We start from the raw sequence: 25,025 nt of genomic DNA, 5'->3' as shown, positions 1-25,025 counted from the left end.
GTCCTCAGATAATCGGGTTATGCACGGTCACCAGTTTGGTGCCATCAGGGAATGTCGCTTCGACTTGTATTTCCGGCAGCATTTCCGCAATGCCCTCCATCACGTCATCCCGTGTCAGCAATGTCGCGCCAAAATCCATCAGTTCAGCAACCGTTCGGCCATCTCGTGCCCCCTCCATAATCGCAGCAGAAATATAGGCAACCGCTTCGGGATAATTCAGTTTTACACCACGGTTTTTTCGTCTTTCAGCTAACAGTGCCGCGGTAAAAATCAGTAATTTATCTTTTTCTCTAGGGGTCAGTTCCATTGCTTTATTACCTTATTCATCTCTCTAGGTCGACCAGATACGGGGACGAACAGCATCACGTTTGCCATACCAGGGACGCAAGCAGTGCCATAATTTTTCAAAATAAACTTTAGCTTCCTGGGCGCACGGCCCGATATAACGTGCGGTAAAAATGTCTGGCAACGCCGACACACCATATTTTGCCGACGAATCAAGGGTAATCTGCTGACATTGCTGCAGGATCTCAGCAGGCGTGTTACTCGCAGCCACCACAAAACTGCCAAATACCACCTGAGATCGTAATCCGGCAATCGATGTTAATAAGGCGCTATCGGGTTTCAGCAATGCGGTTTCATTCCAGATCAGTTTGTTATCACGTTTAATGGTTAATTGTTGGCGGAAACGTCCACTATTCCAGCGTTCGCCACTGGCTTGTCTACCCAGACAAACCACTTCCCATCCGGCAAACACAGCATTATCACTCAGTTGAATCCGGGTTGTTAACGCCACATCGGCGCCATCGAACACGATATTTTCCTGCGGCAACCATTCCAGCTGACTATCTTCGCTCAACGTCATGTCAATATGTTGACTGGCTCGGCGACCGGCTGATTTATACCATTTTGTTGCACCCGGAGTGGTTAAAAGAGCAGATGATTCGGATTGCATTTCGACTGTTAACTGCAGATTATCGCCACCCGCCACTCCACCGGGAGGATGAATAATGACACCATGTGCCGGATTGTTACCTTCGGGATAGAGAATTTTTTGAATCACCAACGGCCCATGATGCTGACGACGGGCCAGGATGGTTTTAGCAGAGCGGCTATCAAATATCAGTTTCAGGCTGGCATCCCAGCCAGTCATCAACTGATTAATTGCAGGTTTTTCAATTTGTCGGGTTAACGGTAAAGCTGCTTCTGAGCGCACATTCATGCCAACACTCTCCTTCATGTTGGACATTGATAAGCATATTTGTCTGCCTGGATCTGTTGATCTTTCATAGTCGCCTTTGTTGTAAAACCTGAAATATCAACAGACCCTAATAACATTTGTCTTAAACCGTCAAATATTTCTTTATCGTGTCGGCATCAACGTCGGCACGCATATCTTCATGAATGAATTTACCTTTTTCAATCACGATAATACGGTCAGCGATTTCCATGGTGAAACTCAATACCTGCTCGGAGACAATAATGGTAATTTCACGCATTTTACGAATTTCATTTAACACCTTGGCAATATCTTTGATGATTGAAGGTTGAATGCCTTCCGTCGGTTCATCCAATAGCAACACTTTAGGATTGGTCACCAAGGCCCTGGCAATCGCCAATTGCTGTTGCTGACCACCTGACAGGTTACCGCCCTTACGATGACGCATGTCGTGCAGGACCGGAAATAACGCAAAGATCTCATCAGGAATATGTTTCATTTTCGATACCTGTAAACCGGTTTCGATATTTTCCTGAACGGTCAGTGTCGGAAATATCATGCGTCCCTGTGGAACATAAGCGATGCCGTTTGCTACCCGGCTGTGACTCTCCATACTACCGACCTCTACTCCTCCAATACTGACCTTGTCAGACTGGCTGGGCAGAATCCCCATCAGCGATTTAAACAGTGTCGTCTTACCCATGCCATTACGCCCCATAATGGCCAGCGTTTCATTTTGTTCGGCTTTAAAGCTGATGTCATGAATAACCTGGCTTTGACCGTAACTCACCTGCAAATTTTCTACTTCAAACATGGTTAATCTCCCAGCTTATAATCAATGCCCAAGATAGACTTCAATGACCTTTTCATCCGCCTGAACCTTGTCCATCGGACCTTCAGCCAGGATTTTCCCCTGATGCAAAACCGTGACCTTACGGGCGATTTTCTTGACGAACTCCATATCATGCTCAATCACAATCACCGCCCGATTTTCACAGATTCGATTCAGCAATTCTGCCGTTTCGTCCCGCTCCTTGGCACTCATGCCGGCGACCGGCTCATCCAGCATCAATAATTCCGGGTCTTGCATCAGGAGCATGCCAATTTCCAGCCACTGTTTCTGACCATGACTGAGAATGGCCGCTTCGGTATCCAGAAATTTATCCAGCTGAATTTCTTTGGCTACTTCGTTCACACGATTAATGACTTGCTCGGTGGTTTTGAAAAACAGACTGCCGAATACGCCACGGCCTTCGGGATAGGACACTTCCAAATTCTGATACACCGTCAGGTTTTCATAGATTGAAGGCGTCTGGAACTTACGCCCGATACCGGCACGAACAATTTGATGTTCGGCCTGTTTGGTCATTTCGGCATTTTTGAACTGAATTGAGCCGGAACTGGCTTTGGTTTTACCGCAAATCAAATCCAGCAGGGTGGTCTTACCGGCCCCGTTGGGACCGATAATCACCCGCAGTTCATTTTTATCGATATACATGGTTAGTGCATCCACGGCCTTGAAGCCATCAAACGATACCGTCAAATCTTCAATTGCCAGCAAAAAATCAGTTGTGGTAGTCATTATTTGGCTCCCTCAGTCGTCGGTTCGGATTCAATTTTGGCCGGTTCGGTTTTGCTCTCCGCTTTTTTCGAGCCAGCTAATAAAGGCCGAAGGAAAGGGACTTTGGGCGCGTATTTATTCCAGATGCCGGCCAGTCCATTCGGGAAGAACATGACCACGGCAATAAACAATCCGCCCATCAGGAATAACCACAATTCAGGGAACGTTTCAGAAAAAGCCGTTTTGCCATAATTGACCAGCAGGGTGCCGTAGACCACACCAATCAATGACATGCGCCCACCGACAGCAGCAAAGATAACCATTTCAATAGACGGCACAATGCCGACAAACGACGGTGACATAAAGCCCACCTGCAAAGTAAACATGGCTCCGCCGATAGCCGCAATCACTGCCGAGATACAGAAGATAAAAATTTTGAAATTGGACACGTCATACCCTGAGAAACGCACCCGATCTTCCTTATCTTTCATTGCCAGCAGCAATTGGCCGAACTTGCTGGTCAGGATGAATTTACCCAGCATAATGACACCCAGCAGCAAAATCGCATTGAGGAAATACAACAGATATTTTGCTTCATCCGTTCGGATATCCCAGCCGTTGAGCGTTCTTAGATCCGTAATACCATTGATACCACCTGTATACCCCTGCTGACCAACGATTAATACCGTCAGAATCACGGCAATAACCTGAGTGATAATCGCAAAGTACACCCCACCTACCCGACGTTTGAACATGGAGTATCCGATGATAAACGCGAATACCGCCGGCACCACCAGAATGGCGATCAAGGTAAAGGTAAAGCTTTCAAAGGGTACCCAGAACCATGGCAGTTCATATAGCTGGTTCCAGTCCATAAAGTCGGGAATCCCCGGTGTCGTCTGGATGCTGGTGCTTTCCGGATCAGAGGCCTCCAGCTTGAGAAACATGGCCATCGCATACCCGCCCAGACCAAAGAAAATCCCCTGCCCCAGACTTAAAATACCGCCATATCCCCAAAGTAAAACCAGACTGACCGCAGCAAACGCATAGGTCAGATATTTACCGACCAGGTTCAGCCGGAACAGATCCAGTGCCAGAGGCAATATCACCAGAATCAGTAAGGCCAGTATTCCAATGGCCAGAGCTCCGCTTTTTCCACCCAAAAATCGTTCATAGACAAAATTCATGATTATCTCCTGCTCGTTACTTACGAACTTTGATTGAGAACAAACCTTCAGGACGCATCATCAGGATGATGACCAGGGCCAGTAAGGTGAATACTTTCGCCATGGAACCACTGATAAAGAACTCCAGAATAGATTGCGCCTGTGCGATGGTAAATGCGGATGCAATGGTGCCAAACAGACTGGCTGCACCACCAAAAACCACAACCATGAACGTATCAACAATGTAGAGAGAGCCGGATGTCGGCCCGGTGGAAGCAATTGTGGTAAACGCCGCACCGGCAATACCGGCAATACCGCAACCCAGTGCAAACGTCAGCCGGTCAACCTGTTTGGTATTGATCCCGACGGCACCACTCATGACACGATTCTGTGTGGTGGCCCGCACATTCAGTCCCCAGGTGGAGCGATACATCAAGAGAAATACGCCGATGGTCACCACGGTTGTCAATCCCAAAACAAACATACCGTTTATCGGGATAAAAATAGTGTCTGTCGGCATCCACGATCCCATCAACCAGTCCGGTAAGCTGGGACTCACTTCACGGGCACCGAAAATAGAGCGGAATGACTGCTGCATAATCAGACTCAATCCCCAGGTGGCCAGTAACGTATCCAGAGGACGTTTATAAAGATGCCTTATCAGTACAAATTCTGTGAGGTAGCCAAATAATCCCGCTACCAGAAAAGAAGCCACGATGGCCAGTAAAAAGTAATAATTCATGAACTCAGGAAAATACGTTTGAGTCATTACAGAAAGCAGGTAAGTTGTATAGGCTCCCATCGCCATAAATTCGCCATGGGCCATATTAATAACACCCATTTGTCCAAAAATAATTGCCAATCCCAGTGCCATCAGCAGTAGCACACTGAACAGACTGATCCCGGCAAAGCCCTGCATGGCTAGAATTGAAGTCAATTCCTGAACTGAATACTCACCCATAACGGATACTCCGAAACATTTTCCATTGAATCAAAGGTTGTTGAACCTTTCGCCTTTCTTTCAACTGGCAGGCTGGTCAGGGACCAGCCTGCTGTTGTGAACGTTTATGTCGATCTATTGGTAACCTTCTGGGAATGGATTTGGCTCAATCAGCTCAGACTCATAAACCACTGTTGCCTGACCGTCTTTATTCCATTTTCCGATACGGGTTTTACTCCACAAGTGATGATTTGGATGCAGTTTCACGTACCCTTCAGGTGCTGTATCCAACTCGATTTCACCGGTTCTGGACGCTTCTACGATTTTGTCCACATCAAAGCTTCCTGCTTTTTCAACGGCTGCCTTCCATAACCATGGACCAAGGTAAGCCGCCTGCGTCACGTCACCGATGACACTGTCTTCACCGTGCATTTCCTTGAATGCTTTAACAAACTCAGCATTGTTAGGGTTATCCAGACTTTGGAAGTACTTCATCACTGAGTAAAAACCTTCCAGGTTTTCACCACCGATACCCAGCACTTCATCTTCTGTCACCGACAGCGTCAGCAGCGTCTGCTTATCAGACGTAATGCCGGCAGCATTCAATTGTTTGAACCAGGCCACGTTACTGCCACCCACTACGGCAGCGAAGATAACGTCAGGCTTTCTCAGACGGATTTTGTTGATAACCGAACCAAACTGGGTATCACCAAGAGGCTTGTATTCTTCACCGACCACTTTACCGCCCAGTACTTTTTCAATATGAATACGGGCAATTTTCATTGAAGTACGTGGCCAGATGTAATCCGAGCCAATCAGATAGAATGTTTTGGCACCTTTCTCTTCAGCAACCCAGTCCAGACCGGCAAGGATCTGTTGAGTGGCTTCCTGACCGGTGTAGATCACGTTTTTGGATTGTTCCAGACCTTCATAGAAAGTCGGGTAATACAACAAACCGTTCTCTTTTTCGAAAACCGGTAAAGCGGCTTTACGTGACGCCGATGTCCAGCAACCGAAAACTGCTGCAACCTTGTCGTTTACCAGTAACTTTCTGGATTTTTCGGCAAAGGTTGGCCAGTCACTGGCACCATCTTCCTGAATGATCTTGATTTGACGGCCGAGGATACCGCCGCTCTCGTTGATCTGTTTGATAGCCAGCTTTTCCGCTTCCTGAGCACCGGTTTCACTGATCGCCATAGTGCCGGTCAGTGAATGTAAAATACCCACCGTCACGGTGTCATCGGTTACTGAAAGCCCCGTGGTGTTGACTTCAGCAGTCGGATAATCCGCCGCTATCGCCGTACTGGTAATAAACCCAGCCGCCACCATTGCACTAATCAGTGCACCGGTTTTGCCTAAAAATTTTCGTCGACTAAAGTAGCTCATCGTATATCTCCTGTTAACAAATTAGAGTGAACAGCATTGTTCCGAACGGTTTTGTTTTGGGGGCTCAGTGTCCGAGCATCCAGGGTCTTGCGGTTTTCTTGGTCTGCATCTGCAAGCCGTTGGGATTGCTTTTGGCCTGAGCTGCAGCTTTGGTTTTTTGTGCGGTATCGGTTTTACAAGTGTGTGTACCTGAGCAGCCACAGCTGGAACGTCGCAACTGTTTCGGCTCATGTGCCGACTTTTCATTACGCTCTTTAGCCACTCGCGTGTTTCGGTCCATCAACGCAAGATAGGGAGCAGAAATAATCCGCACCGCCATCTCGCCACATTCAACACATTCCATTGAATTACCGGCTTCACTCATTTTGCGCAGTGCACTGAAATCGCCACACTGCTCACATCGGTAGTCATATATCGGCATAATGTGATGTCCCGTTTTATGATGTCGAACTTAAATCAAAGCCCTGGGTGACAAATTGCGTTGGGCCATCTGCCGTCGGGTTGATATTGAAATCGAAGATTTCTGTCGGAATCCACAACGTGGCACAGGCATTCGGAATATCCACTACGCCGCTAATATGACCCTGAACCGGGGCGGTACCTAGAATCGATAAAGCCTGCTCACCTGTGTAGCCGAATTTCTTCAGATATTCGATGGCATTGAGACAGGCCTGACGATAGGCAACATGCACATCCAGATAATGTTGTTTGCCCTGCTCATCCACCGAAATCCCTTCAAACATCAGGAAGTCACTGTAAGTCGGTGTTAACGGGCTGTTTTTGAACAGGGGATTTTTAATACCGTATTTCTTCACACCGTCTTTAATCAGGCTGACTTTGATATCCAGATAACCGGCCATTTCGATAGCACCACAGAAAGTGATTTCGCCATCACCCTGAGAAAAGTGAAGGTCACCCATTGATAGGCCACCATCTTTCACATAGACCGGGAAGTAGATTTTCGAACCTTTGGTCAGATCCTTGATATCGCAGTTACCACCATGTTCACGAGGCGGTACGGTACGGGCACCTTCTTTTGCGGCTTTAGACGCTTCGTCTCCTTTCAAACGGCCCATGACTGCTGCCTGCTCGTTAGGTGGCAGTGCTAAAGGTGGAACGCGATCCGGTTCCGTTGCGATCAGTTCAGCTTCACGTTTGTTCCATTCCGCCAGCATCTCTTTCGATGGTAAACAACCAATCAAACCGGGATGCATGATGCCGGCGAACTTTACGTTCGGCACATGACGTGAGGTGGTGTAAATGCCGTGGAAATCCCAAATGGATTTACGCGCTTCAGGGAAGTGATCGGTTAAAAAACCACCGCCATTCTCTTTAGAAAAGAAGGCGTTGAAACCCCATTGCGAATCTTCAAAGGTGCCGACATCCAGGATATCGACCACTAACAGGTCACCCGGCTCGGCACCTTCCACGCCAATCGGGCCACTGAGGTAGTGGACCTGTAACAAGTCCACATCACGAATGTCATTGGCGCTGTCGTTATTTCCGATCTGGCCACCGGTCCAGTCCATACATTCCACACGGAATTCATCGCCCGGTTTGACCATGGCAATCATCGGAATATCAGGATGCCAGCGATTATGGATTTGACCGTCCTGTTCCCAGGGCTTTTTATCTAAATCAAGTTTTACTAATGTTTTCATCGGTATCTCCTACGTTGAAGAAACGTTTTGATAGGTAATATTTGGATTAAAATTGCAACTGCGTTGAGATGACGAATTGACCTTGATCATCGCTGCCCTCGACTTCCAGATCGCGGTAAACCGCTGTTATGGAGGCGTTATAACCATCAATGAAATAGTTCAAGCCGAAGTCTGTGCGCTTGGTTTCACCGGCATCAGAATCAAAGTTCTGGTAACGAACGAATGGCATAAATTGACCCCAGCCGACTTTTTCCTTGAAGATAAAACCAGTACTGACGTAATAGGCTTCACCCTGTTCTGAAAGGAAAACATCATCCGTGTCATAATCGAAGTAGGCGGCCTCCAGCGATACAGCGCCTGCAGCCAGTTTCTTCTCTACGAGTAAATCAACTGTCCACTGAGAGTAGTCACCGACTTCTGTGGTAGAAGCAGAACCATCACCTTTATGGCGGCCTGCCAAACCAATGGTGAATATATCTTTGGTGCCCAGGTAGTTACCTGTGCCGTAATAACCCGGTTCTTTATCCCAGAAGCTGTATTGCAAACGACCGGCATACATTAATTCGTCGTCCTGATCGGGATTATCAGTTACGTCACCCACCCCACTGAATTCAAAAATCTTGTCGGCTTCAAAAACACCAAAGGAATAGGCCAGACGTTGATCAAATGCAGTCGCAACTAATGCCACACCGTCATCACGGCCGATGGTGCCGCCATTCCAGCCATAGCGAGCTGTAATGTTTGCCCAATAACCATCACCTGATGTGTAGTAAGGTCCAGCCATATTGGCGCGGCTACTGGGCGACAGGAAACGACCAGCCCAAATCGCCATATCGGGAGTAAATTGAAAAATACCGGCAGCATCGATAATCTGGAAAGAATCGTTACCACCTGATTTTTCCGAGTTGAACATACCTTTGATGTATTTGTTTAATGAGCCTGAGACGTATAGACGAGCGCTGTCCAGTTCAAAATCATTGGAGCGACTGCCATCATTTGCTGCATCTTCAATACTGCTATAGCTTCCCCGCAGACCAAATCCGACACTGATGTACTGATCTTCACCAAAGGTAATCGTGCCAGCAGCATGTGTGGTGGCTATCGGAGCCAATGTAGTGGTTGTGGCCAAGGCGACCAGGTATGCGACTTTGTTCATTTTTTTCATTTTTCTTCTCCCGAAAATCTCACCAGAATAAAAAGCGTCGTTGAATTCGCCTCGGTGCTCATCAACCTTTAAGTTCGGGAGCCATACTAGTCAGCCGGGTCGGGTGCTTAAATACGTCAAATTGCGTACAGGGGTTGCGAAGGGTTTCAGTTACTCTGATCACAGGTCTTCAAACAACTGATCGTCAGGAGGAAAAATGAAACACCCATCTATTCCAACCATTGGAGCGCTATGGTTAATCAGCAGCGTGTCATTACTGTCAGGGTGCGGAGGTGAATTCAGCTATAAGCGCGGGGCGACTGCGCAAGATTTTCAGAGTGAAAAACAACGTTGCGAAAAGGGGGCAAGCTCAGAAAAAGAGATTGATCAATGTTTGCAACAACAAGGCTGGTTAGTGGTTGGCCCTGATAAGCCATTTATCCCTCTCAGTCGTGGCGAAAGTAAAACCATCGCTGTAGCAGATGATGCGATGGCTGAAGTTGACGACCAACCTGTTGATCCCATGGAAAAATTACAGGTTAATTCGTGGTGGCGCATGGGGGCTGGTCCGGAAAAACTAATGGCAGATAGTGAAGCTTGTGTGGCTGAATTAGGTGAAGCACATTCACCCGAAGCCAATATGAGTCTGGTGACCCGAGGCTTATTAGGCTGTATGCAGAAAAAAGGCTGGGCTGCTTTATTGCAACAACAATGAGCGGTTAATCACTACTAAAAGCTGTTGTGTGGGCTGCAATATTGAGTCTGTTGGGATTTAGGGCATAAGTATTGCAGTCCCACTTTCACGACTATCCGACGAAAGGGAAATGAGCATGATGCAGCTGTGGCGTGATTATGATCCCGGGGAGTTCTACGATGAGCTGATGTACGATCAACATCAGCCAAGACACTTCAGTTACAAGCTGCTGGATTATCTGAAATCCATGCGTAAAGAGGCATTCGAGCAGCGTATTGTCGACTCTGAACTCGAAATTCTGGAGCGTGGTATCACCTTCACGGTGTACAGCGATGCCGGCAATATTGATCGTGCCTGGCCTTTCGATATTATTCCCCGCATCATTCCCAAGCGAGAATGGGATTGCACCGAAAAGGGGCTGGTGCAACGGATCCGTGCTTTAAATATGTTCATCAATGACATTTACAATGATGGCAATATGATTCGGGATGGACTGATACCTGAAGAAGTGGTGTTGCAATCCAAAGGTTACCGGCCACAGTGCAAAGGCATGCAACCGGCGCATGGTGTATGGGCACATATCTGTGGCTCGGATTTAGTGCGTGATGACAATGGCACAATGTATGTGCTGGAAGATAATCTGCGGGTACCCTCAGGTGTGGCCTATATGCTGGAAAACCGTAAAACCACCAAACGGGTATTGCCCGAGTTATTCAAATTACTGCATATCAGCCCGGTCAATGACTATCCCTCTCATCTCTCTGCGATGCTGGCTTCACTGGCACCGGATATAGCCAAACCCAATATGGTGTTGCTGACACCCGGCATCTATAACTCAGCCTATTTTGAACATGCCGCGCTAGCCCAACAGGCAGGGCTGATATTGCTGGAAGGTGCCGATCTGACGGTCAATGATGATGGTTATGTGTATATGAAGACCATTCATGGACTGGAGCGGGTCGATGTCATTTATCGACGTATTGATGATGATTTTATTGATCCACTGGTGTTTAGAGAGGATTCCACTTTAGGTATTCCCGGCATCATGCAAGCCTGGCGCGAAGGCAAGGTAGCGATTGCCAATGCACCAGGATGCGGGGTGGCCGACGATAAGGTGATTTATGCCTATGTACCGGCGATGATCCGTTATTACCTGAATGAAGAACCTTTATTACCCAATGTACCCACCTGGATTTGTCGAGATCCCGACCAATTGCAGCATGTTCTCGACCATTTGCCGGAACTTGTCGTCAAACCTGCCAATGAGTCCGGTGGCTATGGCATGCTGGTGGGGCCGCATTCCAGTGAAGAGAAAATTGAAGAATTTCGCCAGTTATTAATTGCCGATCCCAATAATTATATCGCCCAACCGACCCTTAAACTCTCGGTATCACCTACCAGTTGTGGCGATCATATTGCACCTCGCCATGTGGATTTACGTCCGTTTATCCTGTCCGGTAAACATAACTATGTCACACCGGGCGGTTTAACAAGGGTAGCTTTGGTCAAAGGGTCACTGGTCGTCAATTCCTCGCAAGGGGGTGGCAGTAAAGATACCTGGATAGTTGATGATTCCTATTTTGGAGGGCTGAGCTGATGCTTTCGCGGGTTGCAGAGCGGGTTTACTGGCTGGCACGGTATCTGGAACGGGTGGAAAATACTGCCCGGCTCATTAATGTGCATACCGGGTTATTGATGGACTTACCCCGTGATGTCGAAATTGACTGGTTCACGCTGGTGACCATTTTTGATGCTGAGATGTTCTATCACGCTAACTTTGATCAGATTAATGAAAACAATGTGATGCAATTTTTGCTGGCAGAACCCAACAATCCCATTTCTCTGCTCAATTCATTATCGGCTGTTCGGGAAAACGCCCGGACCTCTTTGGATATCTTGCCGGAAGAAACCTGGGAACAGGTGAACGAACTGTATTTACTGGTTAAAAATGAAATGGCCGCCATCAGTAACCGGCGGCGCCGCCAGCAATTGCTGGTAACCATTATGGAACGTTGTCAGACAGTCTGGGGCATATTGGTCAATCATATGAGTCGTAATCATGCCTATCATTTTATGCAAACCGCCAAACATCTGGAACGTGCGGATATGACCAGCCGCATACTGGAAATGACCTCACTGTTGATGGCTGAGAATCGCAGTGAATCATTGCGGGCAGCCGAAGGTATTCTGTGGACACATTTATTACGCGCATTAAGTGCCCAGCAGATGTACACTCAGACACATAGCTCATCCATGAATGCCGAGGGCGTGTTAACCTTCTTAATCCGTGACGAAGCTTTTCCACGTTCGTTATTCTTCTCGCTCAAAGCAATTGGACGCTATGTCTGGCCTTTACCGCAGTCCACTACCACATTGGAACACCATCAAAAACTTATGTCCGACATGTTTACTGAAAAACTGAATGAACTGCCGGCCGAGATGATCCATACCCGTATGGATGATTTACAGGCCAAACTTGCCGAGCTGAGCAGCCAAATCAGTCAACAATGGTTTCATCCGGATAGATCGGTTGCATGAAACGGTTTTATTGCCATTGCGGGCAAGAAATCTTTTTTGATAATACCTACTGCAATAGCTGTAACAGTATTTTAGGTTTTGACCCTGAACAGCAAAAACTCATCAGCATTGAACCCTACAAAGGCCAGTTCCGGTCGGTGCTGAATCCGGAAAAACGTTATAAACGCTGTGAACATCATCAGCATCAGATGCAGTGCAACTGGTTGTTATCTACCGATGATAACTTTACCCAATGTTTGTCCTGTCGGCTGACACGCGTGATCCCCAATCAAATTTATCCTTACAATGTAAAACGCTGGTCCGTTTTGGAAGCCGCTAAACGCAGAATGCTTTATGGTTTGTTAAGACTTGGCTTACCCATTGATCAATGGCCGGTTAACGATTATCGGCAACTGCAGTTTCATTTTCTCGAAGATCAGATTAGCAATCCAATTGATGGTCATGAACAAGTGTTTAGTGGCCATGCGGCTGGGGTGATTACCTTAAATGCCTCTGAAGCTGACACTAGTTATCGCGAAGCCACGCGTGAAGCCATGAATGAGCCTTATCGCACGCTACTAGGCCATTTTCGTCATGAAATCGGCCATTTTTACTGGGATAAGCTGATTAAGGATCAGCCTATTTATAACGATTTCAAAGCGCTGTTTGGGGATGATAGCGTGGATTATGCGCAGGCATTGTCAGCCTATTACGAGGCAGGTCCTCCCGACGATTTTCAGCAGGAATATATTTCAGCCTATGCCAGTGCACATGCGTTGGAGGATTGGGCAGAGACCTGGGCACATTATCTGTTGATGCATGAAACATTGGAAACAGCAGTGGAATTTGAAGTCATTCGACCACCTGAGTCTGATCGTGAATTCCATGTGTGGCTTTCAGAGTGGATGCAGTTAGTGCTGGTGTTAAACGCGTTGAACAGAAGTATCGGAAATGCCGATGCCTATCCATTTGTTGTGTCGACAAAGGTGCAGAAAAAATTACAGTTTATTCACGACTTGGTGCATCGCTAACAGAGACAACTGTTTTACCGACGTTAGTGGTTTGGTACAGAGGAATACAGCGTGATGACACCTTACTGCTCGCTGAAACGGGGCATCTCAGTAAAAGCTTGACGAAGCTTATCCCCCCAGGCTTTTCTTAATTCGATCAGATAAGGGTGTTCCACCCCAAAGCGATAGTGATTTTTCAGGTTGTAACTGTCTTTTTTATACATCAGCACTTCAATTGGCGGCCCTACACTGACATTACTCTGCATGGTCGAGTCCATTGAAATCAGTGAACAGGTAGCGGCATCCAGCAAAGACGTATCTGGCCGGATAAAACGATCCAGTACCGGTTTGCCATATTTGCTTTCTCCAATCTGCAGGTAAGGCGTTTCCCTGGAACTGGTGATGTGATTTCCCTGTGGGTAAATCATAAAGGCCTGTGGCGGCCCCCCCTGAATCTGCCCGGCAAGTAATAACGTCGCTTCCGGAGCAAAACCGGATGCTTCATTTTCAGAGTAACGGCGGATCCGGCTACTGAGTATTTCACCAATATAATCAGCTGTATCTGATAAGTAACTTAACGTATTTAAATTGCGTGCCTGACTTTCACGAATATCGCGATGGATCTGTTCAATTACAAATTGGGTTGTCGCCAGATTACCTGCACTCATCAACACCAGACAGCGATCTGCATGAGTCTCAAAACGCGTCATTTTGCTATAGGTACTCACCTGATCGATCCCGGCATTGGTTCGGGAATCAGATGTCAGCACTAATCCGGCATCTAAGGTAATGGCAACACAGTAGGTCATACACGCCTCTAAATAATCGTTATAAAGATAGTCGACATTGAACCGCAGAGCAATGCCCAACCGGGTTTATTTAATGCCACTGCAAATTGTCAAAATGATCTGCTCAATAATATTGCCATGGCTTACGAGTACTGAGAGAATGAAATGGCTAATGCAGCCAGCAGCACTCTCACTTTCAGCCTACCGGATTGTGATTAAGTAAAATCTAACTCTGTAGAAAGATGGTTCATTGATATCACCCCGTCAGAGTTACCCAACCCAGGAATAATGCTTGATAGATCCTCATCAATTATCCACACATTTATTTCGTGAATTGCATAGACACCCACGAATGTCTTTTTTGCAACATTGCGGTTTTATTGCGTTGTTTGCACTTTATCTGGCGCCACAATTGCCTTTACTAATCTTTTTGATTTGGGTGCTGATCGCTATAACGGGTGGTTTATGGCAATGGCGGATAAGTAATAACTTTGGCAAGGATATCTCCAACACTCTCAAATCCCACAATCTGGCCTCATTTAAAGTTGCCTCCTTTGCTGCAGGGCTTGGATTGGGTCTGACCGCTTTTCTGCTGCCCGAGCTTTCTTTTTCCACCAGATTGTTTGTCATTCTGATGTTAAGTGCCATTGCGGCCAGTGAGCTGCTTAAACTCAGTGCCTATCCTATTGTCTATGGCAGTTATCTGGCTGGCCTGTTTTTACCTTTACTCCTGATGTTGATCACAGTGAATGATTCACCAGGTTGGGAGTTGATTCCACCGGTATTGATTATTATCGGCATACTTTATTACTCCGCAATACAGCGCCGCCGCGATTTAATGGATGATTTGATTGCCCGTTTCGGACTGGAACATGATGCTGGTGAAGACAAACTCACTAATCTCGCCAACCGTCGACGTTTTGATATTACGTTGGAACAGGTATGGGTGCAGGCTCGCCGTTCAGGCCTCCCCCTGTCACTGCTTATGATCGATATCGATTATTTTAAAAAGTTTAATGACCGCTATGGGCACCAGGCCGGAGATAAATGCCTGACAGCCGTTGCCAGGGTTTTAGCGAACTCGGCAAAACGTGCCACCGATTTGGTCGCCCGTTACGGAGGCGAAGAATTTGTTATTTTGCTCAATCAAACCACACGAAATGATGCCTATCAGTTGGCTGAAGAAATCCGTCAACGGGTCGAGGATTTACGTATTGAAAACCTGGATGCAGACCTGGGAATCGTCAGCCTGAGCCTGGGTGGGGTTACCGTTTATGCCAGCGATGATCAGGAGGCAAGCAACCCGCTGAAACTGGCTGATATTGCTCTGTATCGTTCAAAAGAACAGGGCCGCAATCAGGTTACCTGGTATCAGGCTGAGGTTTTTTCCAAAGCAAGTTCTGACGAAACGTCAATCTGACCAGCACCATTTCAGACTTTCAAATCCGGCCGTTCCACCTCAACGGTGAACAGGTTGACATGCATAGCGCCAATTTCCAGGCCTAATACCGATAACAATGGATCAACCGTTTCCTGACCAATTTCACTGAGCAGTGGGGTTAACACCTGATTCAGCAAAGCCTGTTCGATCAATTGATCCAGTAATGGCAAAGAAATCGCCCCCAATAATGTCACATCTGTTTTGATACCTTGGGAAATATTCGAAATCGCCAATCCCGGGGCTGTTGAAGCATGCTGTGTTTGCGGCAAATCATCCGGATCGGACAGATTGACTTCATAGATTAAGTCGGTCGAGGTCGGATTTTGCAGCGCTATATCCAGACCAACGCCAACATTGGCAACCGGCACACGACCAAGTAGCAATAAGGTGGCTGATATATCAATATTAGCTGTTTCAGCATCCGGATCACTGGCTTGCGTTAAATTGAGCATTGCCGTGCCGGGTTGAACACCAATGGTTGCTATCGCCCGATTATTATTAAGTTGTCCACATTGCAACGTTTGCAACCAGGCACTGCCCTGCGCCATATCGACTTGTAATGCCAAATCAATTTCTGCTTTTGTCCCGACTAATCCTGCCACATTCAAATCTACCGTGCTTTGAACAAGCGTTGTTAAATCAAACTGAGCGGTTTCCATATAGGTTCGCCATTGCCCCTCAGCATTCCTGCCCGGTGGGCCAATCACCATTTTGGGCGGCTCCGTTATATTAAGTTGGCTAGTCACATTGAGTAAATTTCCAGGCAGACTCACGCTTAGCGGCAGGTTGATGGCTTGAGAACCATTGGCGACAAATGCCGTTGTCATTAATAGATCGAATAGATTCACACTGGCTTCAGCAGCTGCCTCCGGAGCATCGCTGGTGACCGCAACAATATCGGAAAACCGGGCTGTAAGCTCGCTCACATTTGCCATGACCAGACTTTGCATCGCCGCTGATAAGCCCACATCGGCCGCATCAGAAGCATTAACGGCATCAGCATACAGGTTCAACCAGTCATTCAGACTCAGGTTGCTGCTCAACAACTCTTCGGTGCTGGCGATTGTGGTTGAGACGCCAGCCAATTCAGCCAGCGTAATATTGGCTGCAGCGATACCCTGATATGACAATACGTTTAAATTAACAGGCGACCCTAAAATACCACTGAGTAACGAATTTAAAACAGCTTGCTCAGAAAGCCCAATTAAAGAACTGCCCGCCACAAAACCGGCAACTCCCTGCCTTTCAGCAACAGCGCTGGCGGACAAGTTCACGCTGCGTCCCAGAATACCGCCGGCAAAAAAACTGGCAGGAACAGATTTTGCCGCTATGACCTGAACCGCCGTTGCGGAGTCTGCAGTGGTTGTCGTGAACTGCCTCAATCCTGCGGTAACGGTATCGACACGGCCTAACGAAACATCCAGCGTTTTATCGACCGTAATAACATGATTATTTCGTGCCGCGCTGGCTTGTGCCAACGCCTGTACCTGAGCCAGATCGCCTTCTCCACAATGTCCTGCCAAAGCAGAAGCATCCAGAGCGGCCATATCCGCTACCGTCTGCATTCGCCGTTGCTCCATCAGCAAGCGACCGGTATCCACTGCCAAGGCAACAAATAAAGTCGCGAGCAATAAGGTCATAATGCCCAACAGGCCTATTGCTCCTCGCTGCTTAATATTAAGTTTCATAGTCACAGACAATGATTATCAGCCCACCACACACTTAACGCGAATTGCTAAACGGATTCGATTCAATTTCACTGAAATATTGCGGAATCGGATGACTGAAGCTATTCAGATAACGTTCATAGATTTTTGCTGCCACAGGACCCGGAAGCGTCTGATTATGTGATGAAGCGGCCTGACCGTTTTGCTGCAAGTTCAGCCATTTCCGGGTTTGTTCACCTTGTTTGGCTGGCGGTTTGGCAGGTTCTGCCATCACCCCGCACGTAAACAGAGCAAAACAGAGTAAACCGATGGGTATCAATGGTATTTTTTGCATCTGAGCTTCCTTTTTTTATACAGCTATCTGCTGCGTGTCTGGGCACGAATGGACATCGCCTGCTCATTCAAGTCAGCCACTGTTTGCGGATCCATATTGATACGTCTGGCAAACGCTTCCGCTTTTGACTGCTCCCCCGTTGCCAGCAGTAAAATCATCATATTGGTTTCCGCCAGACGCGCATCCTGATCCAGTTCCAATGCGGTAATAAACTCATGCTGGGCTTTTTCGAAATGCCCCTGCAGTAATAATGCATAGCCTAAATCGTTTCTGATTCTGGCATTGACCGGCAACTGCTCTGCTGCCACCGTTAAATGTTCAACGGCTTTATTTAAGAGGTTCTTACGCCCGGCAATAAGACCCAGTCCATGATGTGCCTCTCCCACCATGCAGGTTTGCAATAAGGACAGATAATATTCGGCGGCCTCCTGATTGCGATCTGACTGACGAAGAATCTCCGCGCGTAAATAGGTAGCATAAGGCGAAGTTGACTGAAGGTTATCCAGATGTGCCAGTGCAGCATGCAAACGACCAGAAGTCATAAGCTGCTCGATCAAATCCAGATTCATCGAGGTATCTGCATCCACTGCTTTTCCACAACTGGCGTGTGCGGCTGACATCGTCTGCGATTGCGTTTGAGTACCTCCGCCCAACTGACTGCAGCCAGTCAGGCTCACTATCAGGCCGAGACAAACTGTTGATGTTAATTTCATAATGCTCCTGATAAGCCTTTGGCGAGCGCCATAAATCCCGGTCCGGCCAGAAAAATCAGCAGGGCGGGAAATAAAAACACCATCATCACGACAGACATTTTTCCGGAAAGTACATTGACGTATTCCCGTAATGCCGAGAGTTGGCGTTCTTCAATAAGCTGGGCAAATTTCACCAGCGTTTCACGAATATTGCCACCATGCCGGCTGACCTGCTTCAATATCGCCACCAAATCATCAAGTTCATTCACTTCCAGTGGTGCAGCCATTTCTGCCAGAGCTTCTGCAGGTTCCAGTCCGGCATCAATCTGACGTAAGACTTTGTTTAACTCTTTGGCCAGTTCGGGTGTAAGTAACCGGCCTTCCTGCTGTAATACTCTGATGGCATGCTCCGTCGAAAGGCCGGCATCAAATAGCATCCGTAACAGATGAATGGCCGTAGGCATTTCCCGGGATAATCTGTTACGACGATCTTTTGCGCTTCGGCGCAGAATATATTTGGGTAACAAATAGCCTATCGTAGCGGCAATAAAAACCTTGGCCCATGCCTGACCATCCAGCCCGCCGGATTGAAGGTAAAGAATAATCACACTGGCAAATGTCAGTGCAACAGGCAATAGCCAGGTAGCTAAATAAAAAAATGACCGCCCACTTGGTGTATACCAGCCAGCCTGTCTGAGTAACTGAACCGTTTCAAAGTGTTCCAGTTTCGGTAACCAGTGGGCCAGTTTACTGTGGCCCATTCGCCGGACGACACCTCTCATCCAGTGATGATCAATGTCACCATCAGCAGAATTTTTTTCCAGCAGTTCAAAAAAACGTCGTTGTGAAGCCTGATCAGCTCTACTGACCTGATGCTGGGCCCAAAAGACCAGGACCACTGCCATTATTATCAGAAAAATTATTGTCATGATAATCCAGCCGGGCATCATTACCTCTATATGCTCTTAATCATTCGCCATAAGGCAAATGCGCCAATCAGCTGGAAAAACACCGCGGTGAACAGCATAAATCTTCCTGAGCTGTCTTCCCACATAGTCGTCATATACCCGGGATTCATCATCATGATATAGCCGGCTATTACCAGTGGTAACAGACCCAGAACCCAGGCTGTCACACGCGTTTCACCAGTCATGGTTTTTAACTCTCGTCTGGCCGCTTCCCGCTGATGAATCATCTTAACGATATTTTTTATCAACTCACGAACACTGCTGCCATAGCTGCGGTTAACACGGATTGCCAGTGACACCAGATACAATTCATGTAATCGATATAGGTCCGCTGTTTCCTGAATTGCCAGCCCCAGATCCTTGCCTAACTGATTTTCTCTCAGAACACGCTCAAATACGGCTTTTAAAGGTTGAGGGGATTCCAGAGTGGCCAGTTCCAGAGCGCCCTCCATACTACGTCCGGTGCCCAATGCTCTTAACACCTGATCCAGAAACAGGGGCAGTTGAAACAAAATATCTTTAATGCGTGTTGATGCTCGTCGCTGCAACCAGAGATAAAGAAATACAACGACCAACAGCGGAATAAATATTGCTGTGAGCAGCCCTTTGCTCATCGCAACCAGAGCCGTCAGCAAAAGAATACCCATAACAATAAGCACAATATGACGCTCTTTGGGTTCAACACCGGCTCGCCATAACAATGTTTTAACCCGAGTGGATTTTTTTTTGGGCTGGCGGCTGAATCGCCCGTCAATGGTGATTCCGACCACTTGCGTAAAATTACGATTGGTCTTTTCCGTCAGTTCTTTTGAATGACTTTGAACTAAGGCGAAAACGGCGAGAAAAATCATCAGGCCGGTAAACGCATATATCACTAATACCAAAGTCATTAGAAATCGGGTGACACTGAAGTGAGACGATGGTTTTTACTGTGTTGGTTACCACTGGTGAATTTCTCATTCACTGGCCGCACATTGTTGATTTCATGCCGGTTTAACGGGTGGTTATAGCTGAACAGTTCATTCAGCAAATACTGCCCGTCACGATGCCCGGTAATCTCAGCAATCGAGGTAATGCGCCGGGTTCCATCGGCAAATCTGGAAATATGCACCATTAAATCAACCGCACTGGATATCATTTCCCGGATTACATCATGTGCGCCTTTGAAGTTAGCCAATGAGGCCAGCATTTCCAGCCGAACCAATGCATCCCGCGGATTATTGGCATGTACCGTGCTCATTGAACCATCGTGACCGGTATTCATGGCTTGCAGAACATCCAGCACTTCTTCACCACGCACCTCTCCCAAAATGATGCGATCCGGTCGCATACGTAATGCATTACGAACCAGATCACGTGCCCTGACTTCGCCATCCCCTTCAATGGTAGGTGGCCGGGTTTCCAATCGAACGACATGGTTATGTCCCAATTGCAACTCAGCCGCATCCTCAATGGTGACAATACGCTGAGCTGGATCAATAAAGCGACTCAAGGTATTTAACAGTGTGGTTTTACCGGTACCGGTTCCACCACTAACCATAATATTGCAACGGCTTTTGACTGCCAGTATCAATAAATCCAGCATTTCCTGATTCAGCGTGCCGTAGACCAGCATATCGGTTTCACGCAACATTTCCCGACGAAATTTGCGGATGGAAACACATGGACCATCCAATGCCAATGGCGGAATAATCGCATTAATCCGGCTGCCATCCGGAAGGCGGGCATCGACCATTGGACTTGATTCATCCAGGCGCCGTCCCATTGGGGCAATGATGCGGCGGATAACTCGCAGAACATGTTCATCATCAATAAACCGTAATGAGGACTTTTGTACTTTTCCCTGTTTTTCAAAAAAGATATGGTAAGCACCATTGACCATGATATCGCTGATGCTGTCATCTTCCAGCAAACTGTGTAATGGGCCAAACCCCACCAGTTCATTGACCATTTCCTCAGTCAGATCATCCAGATCTTGGCTACTGACGGCCATCTGGCTTTTATTTGCATACTGTGTGACATGCCCATAAACATAGTCGTTTAATTGTTCTTCCGACCACTCCACAATCGGAATTTTATCCTCTTCTACCTGGGCGATAAGGTAGCGATGCAATGCATATTTGATATCCTGATACGTCTGGGTATTTTTAAGACTGAAATCGTACTGGGGATATTGAAAAGCCATAGCGTTATCCTAATTTTGTCTTCATCCAGGCATTAAACTGTGGCCACAACCCGGACTGATTGCTTTCCTTACTTTCCTGTTCAGCCATCGTCAGCTTCCTGGCCATTTTTCTGACTGCCTGGGTGTATGGATCTCTTGGTGCACATTCAAATAAACTTTCTCCGGAATTCATCATTTTCAAGCGAGCCATCCCGGAAGATGGCAGTGTTGTCAGTAAATTAATGTTCAACCCCCTGGCCAGATTTTCTGCATCGGGTGGTAAATTCGGTAAATATCGATCGACGACCAGCTTCACCGAATCCATATCTATCTGGCCCTGGGAAATTTTACGAATCAGCTGCATGTTCTGTTTACAGCTGGGCACACTCTGCTCCAGCAAGGCCAGAGTGGTGTTCGAGTTACTCACCAGCAGATGTAAGAAATCTGAATAGGGCACGCCCCCCAGATTGATAATGATATGGGTAAAATACTGCTGTAATACACCAAGTAAGACATACACATCAGCGGAAGTGACATCTCCAATACCCGTGTGGTCTTCGGGTAAAGCTAACAGCTTCAAACCGCTCTCATGCTTGGCAAACGCACTGTCAATAAGGGTCGAGTCCAGGCGCCGTAAACTGCGTATTGCATCGAGAAAGCTGTAGGGGGCATTAATGCCAAGATAGGTCAGCGTATCGGATGCCGGTGTCCCCATATCCAGTAATAAAACCTTCTCGTTTTGTCCTTCAGTCTGAATGGCTAAAGCCAGGTGCAATGCCAGCATGGGGGTATCCGAGCCAGGACGGGCACTGACTAATGACGTCACTTTGCCCCGCCTGTCAGTTGCATGCTGGGCAATCGGCGCACGATGTTGCAGGCGATTCAACAGACGCATAACTTCATTATGCCGGGTGCCGGTAGTGATGAATTCCCGTGCACCTGCTCGCATCGCACTCAACACCAATTCATTATCCAGATGATCCGCCACCGCAATGACCAACAACATGGTTTTAAATGTCACCAGATCTTCGATAAAGGCAATATTCTGACGAAGATTGGTTTCGGATAAACCGACAAAAACGACTTGCGATCCCGTCAGATCCAGTAATTGCCGGACACGGTCGATAGAGGAAACATCGGTTTTGATAACCTCCCCTTCGTCAATCAGCACTTCCTGTAACCAGTTCAACTGACTGTCATTATCCGGAACGACGATAAAAGAATTTTTCTGTAATTTAGCCATATTATTTCGAAAAACCTGAAGAAACGGGTGGTCGATTCACAAAATCTCCCTTTTCAAAAAACAGAAAATCGGCAAAATCTGGATTGTAATTACGGTATTTCTCACCAGGCAACTCTGGCAATGCAGCATTACGTGCCAATGGTTTTACCAGATGCGGTGTGACGATCATCAGCAACTCTCTGTCACTTCGATCCAATTGGTTGGATCGAAAGAACGCACCGATAATAGGGATATCGCCAAGCCATGGCATTTTATCGACATTGGCAAGGGTGTTCTGACTGATAAGGCCACTGATCACAAAACTCTCTCCATCACCCAGCGCCACCGTCGTATCCGTCCTTCTCACCCGCAATGCCGGTACTGTCACCCCACCTGTCTGGATACCGGCATTAAAGTCCAGCTCACTGACTTCCGGAGAAACCTTTAAGGCAATTCTTTGCTGATCCAGAACAGTAGGGGTCAGTGATAACCTCACCCCAAACTCTTTATATTCAATGGTCACACTGTTATCCAGCCCTGAACCCCGAACCGGGACTGGAAACTCTCCACCTGCAAGAAAGTTGGCGCTTTGACCACTCATGGCGACTAATGAGGGTTCGGCCAATGTGTAAGCAAATCCATTACCCTCTAAAACAGAAATCGCCGCAAGCAAACCATTAGAAGCACGACCGTAGATCAGATTAAAGGTATCGTTACTCAAGGCGAAATTATCACCCAGTAATGACAGACCACCCGCGGTGTTACGGGATAAAGTGGAGGGGCTGCCCGGCGCGGAAATGGATCGTGGAGTTCGGTTGCCTTTACCAAAAAAGAAGCCGGCAGACTGTAATCGATTTTTACTTAACTCAACGATTTTGATATCGATCTGCACCTGCGATCCTTGATCAAAAACCGTGCTATCGATGCCCGTTTCAGTGTCGAACCCCAGAACCGATCGTGCTACCGCATGATTATCAAGCGAATTTATCTCACCCTGTAACTGCAGCTGTTCACCAACTTCATCCAGCTGCAAATCTGGTTCCTCCAGCTTATCCAGACCATGCTGCTTCAACTGTTTTGCAGGCGTCACGGTTAGTTGAATCATCTGTTTTGGTGAATTGTTTTTTGACCAGATGGTTAAACTGGTCACGCCAGGCTGTTGAGGTGTTATCAGTATTTCATATTCCGTAATCACCGAGACATCCGCTATGGTGGGATCGCCTACAGCAACCCGCCCGACGGGCTGAGTCGACTGAAAACTCTGCTGCAACCCCTGTTCCAGTGTGAGCTTACTATCTGCAATGGCTGTATTCATCAGCATGAATAGCAAAACGCCGAAGGATATCGGACATTGTTGTCTGGCAGATGTCCACAAGGTTCTGATACCAGGCTGGCTTTTACTCATATCATTTCTCCTGCCCGACATTTACCACTGTTTCCTGAAGTCCCCGGTGCACAGTCACTTGCGCTGCTGCCTTTGGCGTTGACGATTTCACGGGGGGTGGTGTAACTATTTCAGGTGGAGTAACCGTTTTAATTGCCGGACCTTTCAGGGACTCCAGAGAAATAAAATAATTGGTTTTTGCAGATAATTGGGAAGGTCTGTTTTCAGTATTTGCTTCGTCAGCCACTAATGCCAGCCGAATTCTGCCGGTGGATTCGGCTAATAACAATGTTGATGCGAAAGCCTGATCAACGGCTAACACTGCCGTTTTACTTTGTTTCCCACTGGATTTTCCATCATTTTCTGTTTTACGGCTTTCCGATAGCTGATCGCTTAGTGCGCCGTCTTCCGAAACAGAAAGATAGGCCCGGGACTTTTGCCGGATTTGCTGTTGATCCAACTCATCCAACTGGTTGCCATAGGCAATTACTCGCAGAGCAGGCAACAATAGTTGAGCAGAGCTTTTTTTATCCGTTTCCTGTCCGGCAGGCAGAAACAGTAAAACATCCACCTTGTCACCCGGTTCGATGTAGCCACCAACGCCCGTGACCTCATCTACTTTCACCGCCACCGCCCTCTCACCCGGATGAAGATTAGCCGTGACGGCACTTAATGACTGGAAATGTTCCGGCAACAGCATTTCGCCAGCAGCAATTGTCATCCGGCTGCTTAGACCGATAAGTGGTGGTGGCTCGCTAAAACTGTCTTTTACTTGCTTGTCTACCATTGTCACCTTGATATCCTCCGCAACGATTTTATGATCGGGAGCAATATCTCTTGCCGCGATAACAATGGGGTAGCTTATCGGAGCTGCTTCAGAGGACTCGGCCATACGGCTTTCCGGGGGCTGGGTATCCTGACTTGCTTGATATCCTATATACCCTAAAACCGTTGCACCGATAGCCAATAAAATTGCCAAAATACGTAAGGCAGAACTACTCATCTCTGACTCCAGTTATTTATTTAATCCGTATCACCGTCCATAACGGATTGCTTTATTTTTTTCT

The 25,025-nt window shown here is 47.3% G+C and carries 25 protein-coding genes; 5 read left to right on the top strand and 20 right to left on the bottom strand.

Features of this window, described 5'->3' with window-relative positions:
• Positions 1 to 4: 4 nt before the first annotated feature.
• The 10 genes from ureA to B2W60_RS10325 form a co-directional block, all read right to left on the bottom strand.
• The gene (ureA, locus tag B2W60_RS10370; RefSeq protein WP_292360835.1) at positions 5 to 307 is read right to left on the bottom strand and encodes an urease subunit gamma; all 303 of its coding nucleotides are present in this window, start codon (positions 305 to 307) and stop codon (positions 5 to 7) included.
• A 24-nt stretch (positions 308 to 331) separates the two neighbouring features.
• Positions 332 to 1,222 (bottom strand): urease accessory protein UreD, encoded by an 891-nt coding sequence (locus B2W60_RS10365; RefSeq protein WP_292360837.1) that lies wholly within the window; start codon positions 1,220 to 1,222, stop codon positions 332 to 334.
• 121 nt (positions 1,223 to 1,343) lie between these two features.
• Complete coding sequence (urtE, locus tag B2W60_RS10360) at positions 1,344 to 2,033, bottom strand: urea ABC transporter ATP-binding subunit UrtE (protein WP_292360839.1); 690 nt, start codon at positions 2,031 to 2,033, stop codon at positions 1,344 to 1,346.
• Between the two features lie 21 nt (positions 2,034 to 2,054).
• Positions 2,055 to 2,801 (bottom strand): urea ABC transporter ATP-binding protein UrtD, encoded by a 747-nt coding sequence (urtD, locus tag B2W60_RS10355; protein ID WP_292360842.1) that lies wholly within the window; start codon positions 2,799 to 2,801, stop codon positions 2,055 to 2,057.
• Positions 2,801 to 3,967, bottom strand: a complete 1,167-nt coding sequence (gene urtC, locus B2W60_RS10350; protein WP_292360843.1) for an urea ABC transporter permease subunit UrtC — start codon at positions 3,965 to 3,967, stop codon at positions 2,801 to 2,803. Before urtC ends, urtD begins: the two co-directional genes overlap by 1 nt.
• 16 nt (positions 3,968 to 3,983) lie before the next feature.
• Positions 3,984 to 4,907: an urea ABC transporter permease subunit UrtB gene (urtB, locus tag B2W60_RS10345; RefSeq protein ID WP_292360845.1), complete on the bottom strand. Its 924-nt coding sequence runs from the start codon at positions 4,905 to 4,907 to the stop codon at positions 3,984 to 3,986.
• 114 nt (positions 4,908 to 5,021) lie between these two features.
• Positions 5,022 to 6,272, bottom strand: a complete 1,251-nt coding sequence (urtA, locus tag B2W60_RS10340) for an urea ABC transporter substrate-binding protein (protein WP_292360846.1) — start codon at positions 6,270 to 6,272, stop codon at positions 5,022 to 5,024.
• 64 nt (positions 6,273 to 6,336) lie between these two features.
• Positions 6,337 to 6,693 (bottom strand): FmdB family zinc ribbon protein, encoded by a 357-nt coding sequence (locus tag B2W60_RS10335; protein WP_292360848.1) that lies wholly within the window; start codon positions 6,691 to 6,693, stop codon positions 6,337 to 6,339.
• Positions 6,694 to 6,709: 16 nt separating this feature from the next.
• Positions 6,710 to 7,933, bottom strand: a complete 1,224-nt coding sequence (fmdA, locus tag B2W60_RS10330) for a formamidase (protein ID WP_292360850.1) — start codon at positions 7,931 to 7,933, stop codon at positions 6,710 to 6,712.
• 46 nt (positions 7,934 to 7,979) lie between these two features.
• Positions 7,980 to 9,098 carry a porin gene (locus tag B2W60_RS10325; RefSeq protein WP_292360851.1) on the bottom strand — a complete coding sequence of 373 codons (1,119 nt, stop codon included), beginning with the start codon at positions 9,096 to 9,098 and terminating at the stop codon, positions 7,980 to 7,982.
• Between the two features lie 196 nt (positions 9,099 to 9,294).
• Between B2W60_RS10325 and B2W60_RS10320 the strand changes: the two genes are divergently transcribed.
• The 4 genes from B2W60_RS10320 (at position 9,295) to B2W60_RS10305 (ending at position 13,319) form a co-directional block, all read left to right on the top strand.
• Positions 9,295 to 9,792: a hypothetical protein gene (locus B2W60_RS10320; protein WP_292360853.1), complete on the top strand. Its 498-nt coding sequence runs from the start codon at positions 9,295 to 9,297 to the stop codon at positions 9,790 to 9,792.
• A gap of 115 nt (positions 9,793 to 9,907) precedes the next feature.
• Positions 9,908 to 11,368 carry a circularly permuted type 2 ATP-grasp protein gene (locus B2W60_RS10315; protein WP_292360855.1) on the top strand — a complete coding sequence of 487 codons (1,461 nt, stop codon included), beginning with the start codon at positions 9,908 to 9,910 and terminating at the stop codon, positions 11,366 to 11,368.
• Entirely contained in the window at positions 11,368 to 12,309 is a 942-nt protein-coding gene (locus B2W60_RS10310; protein ID WP_292360856.1) for an alpha-E domain-containing protein, read from the top strand. The genes B2W60_RS10315 and B2W60_RS10310 overlap by 1 nt, the downstream gene beginning before the upstream one ends.
• On the top strand, positions 12,306 to 13,319 hold the full coding sequence (locus B2W60_RS10305; RefSeq protein ID WP_292360858.1) for a zinc-binding metallopeptidase family protein: 1,014 nt from the start codon (positions 12,306 to 12,308) through the stop codon (positions 13,317 to 13,319). Before B2W60_RS10310 ends, B2W60_RS10305 begins: the two co-directional genes overlap by 4 nt.
• A gap of 62 nt (positions 13,320 to 13,381) precedes the next feature.
• On the opposite strand, the gene B2W60_RS10300 is transcribed toward B2W60_RS10305, so the two are convergent.
• The gene (locus B2W60_RS10300) at positions 13,382 to 14,107 is read right to left on the bottom strand and encodes a proteasome-type protease (RefSeq protein WP_292360860.1); all 726 of its coding nucleotides are present in this window, start codon (positions 14,105 to 14,107) and stop codon (positions 13,382 to 13,384) included.
• Positions 14,108 to 14,438: 331 nt separating this feature from the next.
• Here B2W60_RS10300 and B2W60_RS10295 point away from each other — a divergent pair, with 331 nt between their 5' ends.
• Entirely contained in the window at positions 14,439 to 15,506 is a 1,068-nt protein-coding gene (locus B2W60_RS10295; protein WP_292360862.1) for a GGDEF domain-containing protein, read from the top strand.
• Between the two features lie 11 nt (positions 15,507 to 15,517).
• Here the strand turns inward: B2W60_RS10295 and B2W60_RS10290 are convergent, their stop codons facing one another.
• Genes B2W60_RS10290 through cpaB form a run of 9 tightly spaced genes read right to left on the bottom strand, consistent with a single transcriptional unit; the run spans position 15,518 to position 24,961 of the window.
• The gene (locus tag B2W60_RS10290) at positions 15,518 to 17,215 is read right to left on the bottom strand and encodes a TadG family pilus assembly protein (RefSeq protein ID WP_292360864.1); all 1,698 of its coding nucleotides are present in this window, start codon (positions 17,213 to 17,215) and stop codon (positions 15,518 to 15,520) included.
• Positions 17,216 to 17,249: 34 nt separating this feature from the next.
• The gene (locus tag B2W60_RS10285; protein ID WP_292360865.1) at positions 17,250 to 17,528 is read right to left on the bottom strand and encodes a DUF3613 domain-containing protein; all 279 of its coding nucleotides are present in this window, start codon (positions 17,526 to 17,528) and stop codon (positions 17,250 to 17,252) included.
• A gap of 23 nt (positions 17,529 to 17,551) precedes the next feature.
• The gene (locus B2W60_RS10280) at positions 17,552 to 18,241 is read right to left on the bottom strand and encodes a tetratricopeptide repeat protein (RefSeq protein ID WP_292360866.1); all 690 of its coding nucleotides are present in this window, start codon (positions 18,239 to 18,241) and stop codon (positions 17,552 to 17,554) included.
• Positions 18,238 to 19,149, bottom strand: coding sequence for a type II secretion system F family protein (locus B2W60_RS10275; protein ID WP_292360868.1), 912 nt, complete (start codon positions 19,147 to 19,149; stop codon positions 18,238 to 18,240). The genes B2W60_RS10280 and B2W60_RS10275 overlap by 4 nt, the downstream gene beginning before the upstream one ends.
• Positions 19,150 to 19,175: 26 nt before the next feature.
• Complete coding sequence (locus B2W60_RS10270) at positions 19,176 to 20,078, bottom strand: type II secretion system F family protein (protein WP_292360870.1); 903 nt, start codon at positions 20,076 to 20,078, stop codon at positions 19,176 to 19,178.
• Complete coding sequence (locus B2W60_RS10265; RefSeq protein ID WP_292360872.1) at positions 20,078 to 21,373, bottom strand: CpaF family protein; 1,296 nt, start codon at positions 21,371 to 21,373, stop codon at positions 20,078 to 20,080. Before B2W60_RS10265 ends, B2W60_RS10270 begins: the two co-directional genes overlap by 1 nt.
• A gap of 4 nt (positions 21,374 to 21,377) precedes the next feature.
• The gene (locus tag B2W60_RS10260; RefSeq protein WP_292360874.1) at positions 21,378 to 22,595 is read right to left on the bottom strand and encodes a hypothetical protein; all 1,218 of its coding nucleotides are present in this window, start codon (positions 22,593 to 22,595) and stop codon (positions 21,378 to 21,380) included.
• Position 22,596: 1 nt separating this feature from the next.
• Positions 22,597 to 23,979: a type II and III secretion system protein family protein gene (locus tag B2W60_RS10255; protein ID WP_292360876.1), complete on the bottom strand. Its 1,383-nt coding sequence runs from the start codon at positions 23,977 to 23,979 to the stop codon at positions 22,597 to 22,599.
• A 1-nt stretch (position 23,980) separates the two neighbouring features.
• Positions 23,981 to 24,961 carry a Flp pilus assembly protein CpaB gene (cpaB, locus tag B2W60_RS10250; protein ID WP_292360878.1) on the bottom strand — a complete coding sequence of 327 codons (981 nt, stop codon included), beginning with the start codon at positions 24,959 to 24,961 and terminating at the stop codon, positions 23,981 to 23,983.
• Between the last annotated feature and the right edge of the window lie 64 nt (positions 24,962 to 25,025).

Origin of the sequence: Methylophaga sp. UBA2496 (assembly GCF_002341635.1) — a bacterium.
In the GTDB taxonomy this organism is placed as follows: domain Bacteria; phylum Pseudomonadota; class Gammaproteobacteria; order Nitrosococcales; family Methylophagaceae; genus Methylophaga.
Note: the sequence above shows the minus strand (reverse complement) of the source record. Positions and strands in the feature narration are given on the sequence as shown.

Coding starts and splice junctions, on each gene's coding strand:
- ureA (WP_292360835.1), bottom strand. CDS start 307: ATGGAACTGACCCCTAGAGAAAAAGATAAATTACTGATTTTTACCGCG.
- B2W60_RS10365 (WP_292360837.1), bottom strand. CDS start 1,222: ATGAATGTGCGCTCAGAAGCAGCTTTACCGTTAACCCGACAAATTGAA.
- urtE (WP_292360839.1), bottom strand. CDS start 2,033: ATGTTTGAAGTAGAAAATTTGCAGGTGAGTTACGGTCAAAGCCAGGTT.
- urtD (WP_292360842.1), bottom strand. CDS start 2,801: ATGACTACCACAACTGATTTTTTGCTGGCAATTGAAGATTTGACGGTA.
- urtC (WP_292360843.1), bottom strand. CDS start 3,967: ATGAATTTTGTCTATGAACGATTTTTGGGTGGAAAAAGCGGAGCTCTG.
- urtB (WP_292360845.1), bottom strand. CDS start 4,907: ATGGGTGAGTATTCAGTTCAGGAATTGACTTCAATTCTAGCCATGCAG.
- urtA (WP_292360846.1), bottom strand. CDS start 6,272: ATGAGCTACTTTAGTCGACGAAAATTTTTAGGCAAAACCGGTGCACTG.
- B2W60_RS10335 (WP_292360848.1), bottom strand. CDS start 6,693: ATGCCGATATATGACTACCGATGTGAGCAGTGTGGCGATTTCAGTGCA.
- fmdA (WP_292360850.1), bottom strand. CDS start 7,933: ATGAAAACATTAGTAAAACTTGATTTAGATAAAAAGCCCTGGGAACAG.
- B2W60_RS10325 (WP_292360851.1), bottom strand. CDS start 9,098: ATGAAAAAAATGAACAAAGTCGCATACCTGGTCGCCTTGGCCACAACC.
- B2W60_RS10320 (WP_292360853.1), top strand. CDS start 9,295: ATGAAACACCCATCTATTCCAACCATTGGAGCGCTATGGTTAATCAGC.
- B2W60_RS10315 (WP_292360855.1), top strand. CDS start 9,908: ATGATGCAGCTGTGGCGTGATTATGATCCCGGGGAGTTCTACGATGAG.
- B2W60_RS10310 (WP_292360856.1), top strand. CDS start 11,368: ATGCTTTCGCGGGTTGCAGAGCGGGTTTACTGGCTGGCACGGTATCTG.
- B2W60_RS10305 (WP_292360858.1), top strand. CDS start 12,306: ATGAAACGGTTTTATTGCCATTGCGGGCAAGAAATCTTTTTTGATAAT.
- B2W60_RS10300 (WP_292360860.1), bottom strand. CDS start 14,107: ATGACCTACTGTGTTGCCATTACCTTAGATGCCGGATTAGTGCTGACA.
- B2W60_RS10295 (WP_292360862.1), top strand. CDS start 14,439: ATGTCTTTTTTGCAACATTGCGGTTTTATTGCGTTGTTTGCACTTTAT.
- B2W60_RS10290 (WP_292360864.1), bottom strand. CDS start 17,215: ATGAAACTTAATATTAAGCAGCGAGGAGCAATAGGCCTGTTGGGCATT.
- B2W60_RS10285 (WP_292360865.1), bottom strand. CDS start 17,528: ATGCAAAAAATACCATTGATACCCATCGGTTTACTCTGTTTTGCTCTG.
- B2W60_RS10280 (WP_292360866.1), bottom strand. CDS start 18,241: ATGAAATTAACATCAACAGTTTGTCTCGGCCTGATAGTGAGCCTGACT.
- B2W60_RS10275 (WP_292360868.1), bottom strand. CDS start 19,149: ATGACAATAATTTTTCTGATAATAATGGCAGTGGTCCTGGTCTTTTGG.
- B2W60_RS10270 (WP_292360870.1), bottom strand. CDS start 20,078: ATGACTTTGGTATTAGTGATATATGCGTTTACCGGCCTGATGATTTTT.
- B2W60_RS10265 (WP_292360872.1), bottom strand. CDS start 21,373: ATGGCTTTTCAATATCCCCAGTACGATTTCAGTCTTAAAAATACCCAG.
- B2W60_RS10260 (WP_292360874.1), bottom strand. CDS start 22,595: ATGGCTAAATTACAGAAAAATTCTTTTATCGTCGTTCCGGATAATGAC.
- B2W60_RS10255 (WP_292360876.1), bottom strand. CDS start 23,979: ATGAGTAAAAGCCAGCCTGGTATCAGAACCTTGTGGACATCTGCCAGA.
- cpaB (WP_292360878.1), bottom strand. CDS start 24,961: ATGAGTAGTTCTGCCTTACGTATTTTGGCAATTTTATTGGCTATCGGT.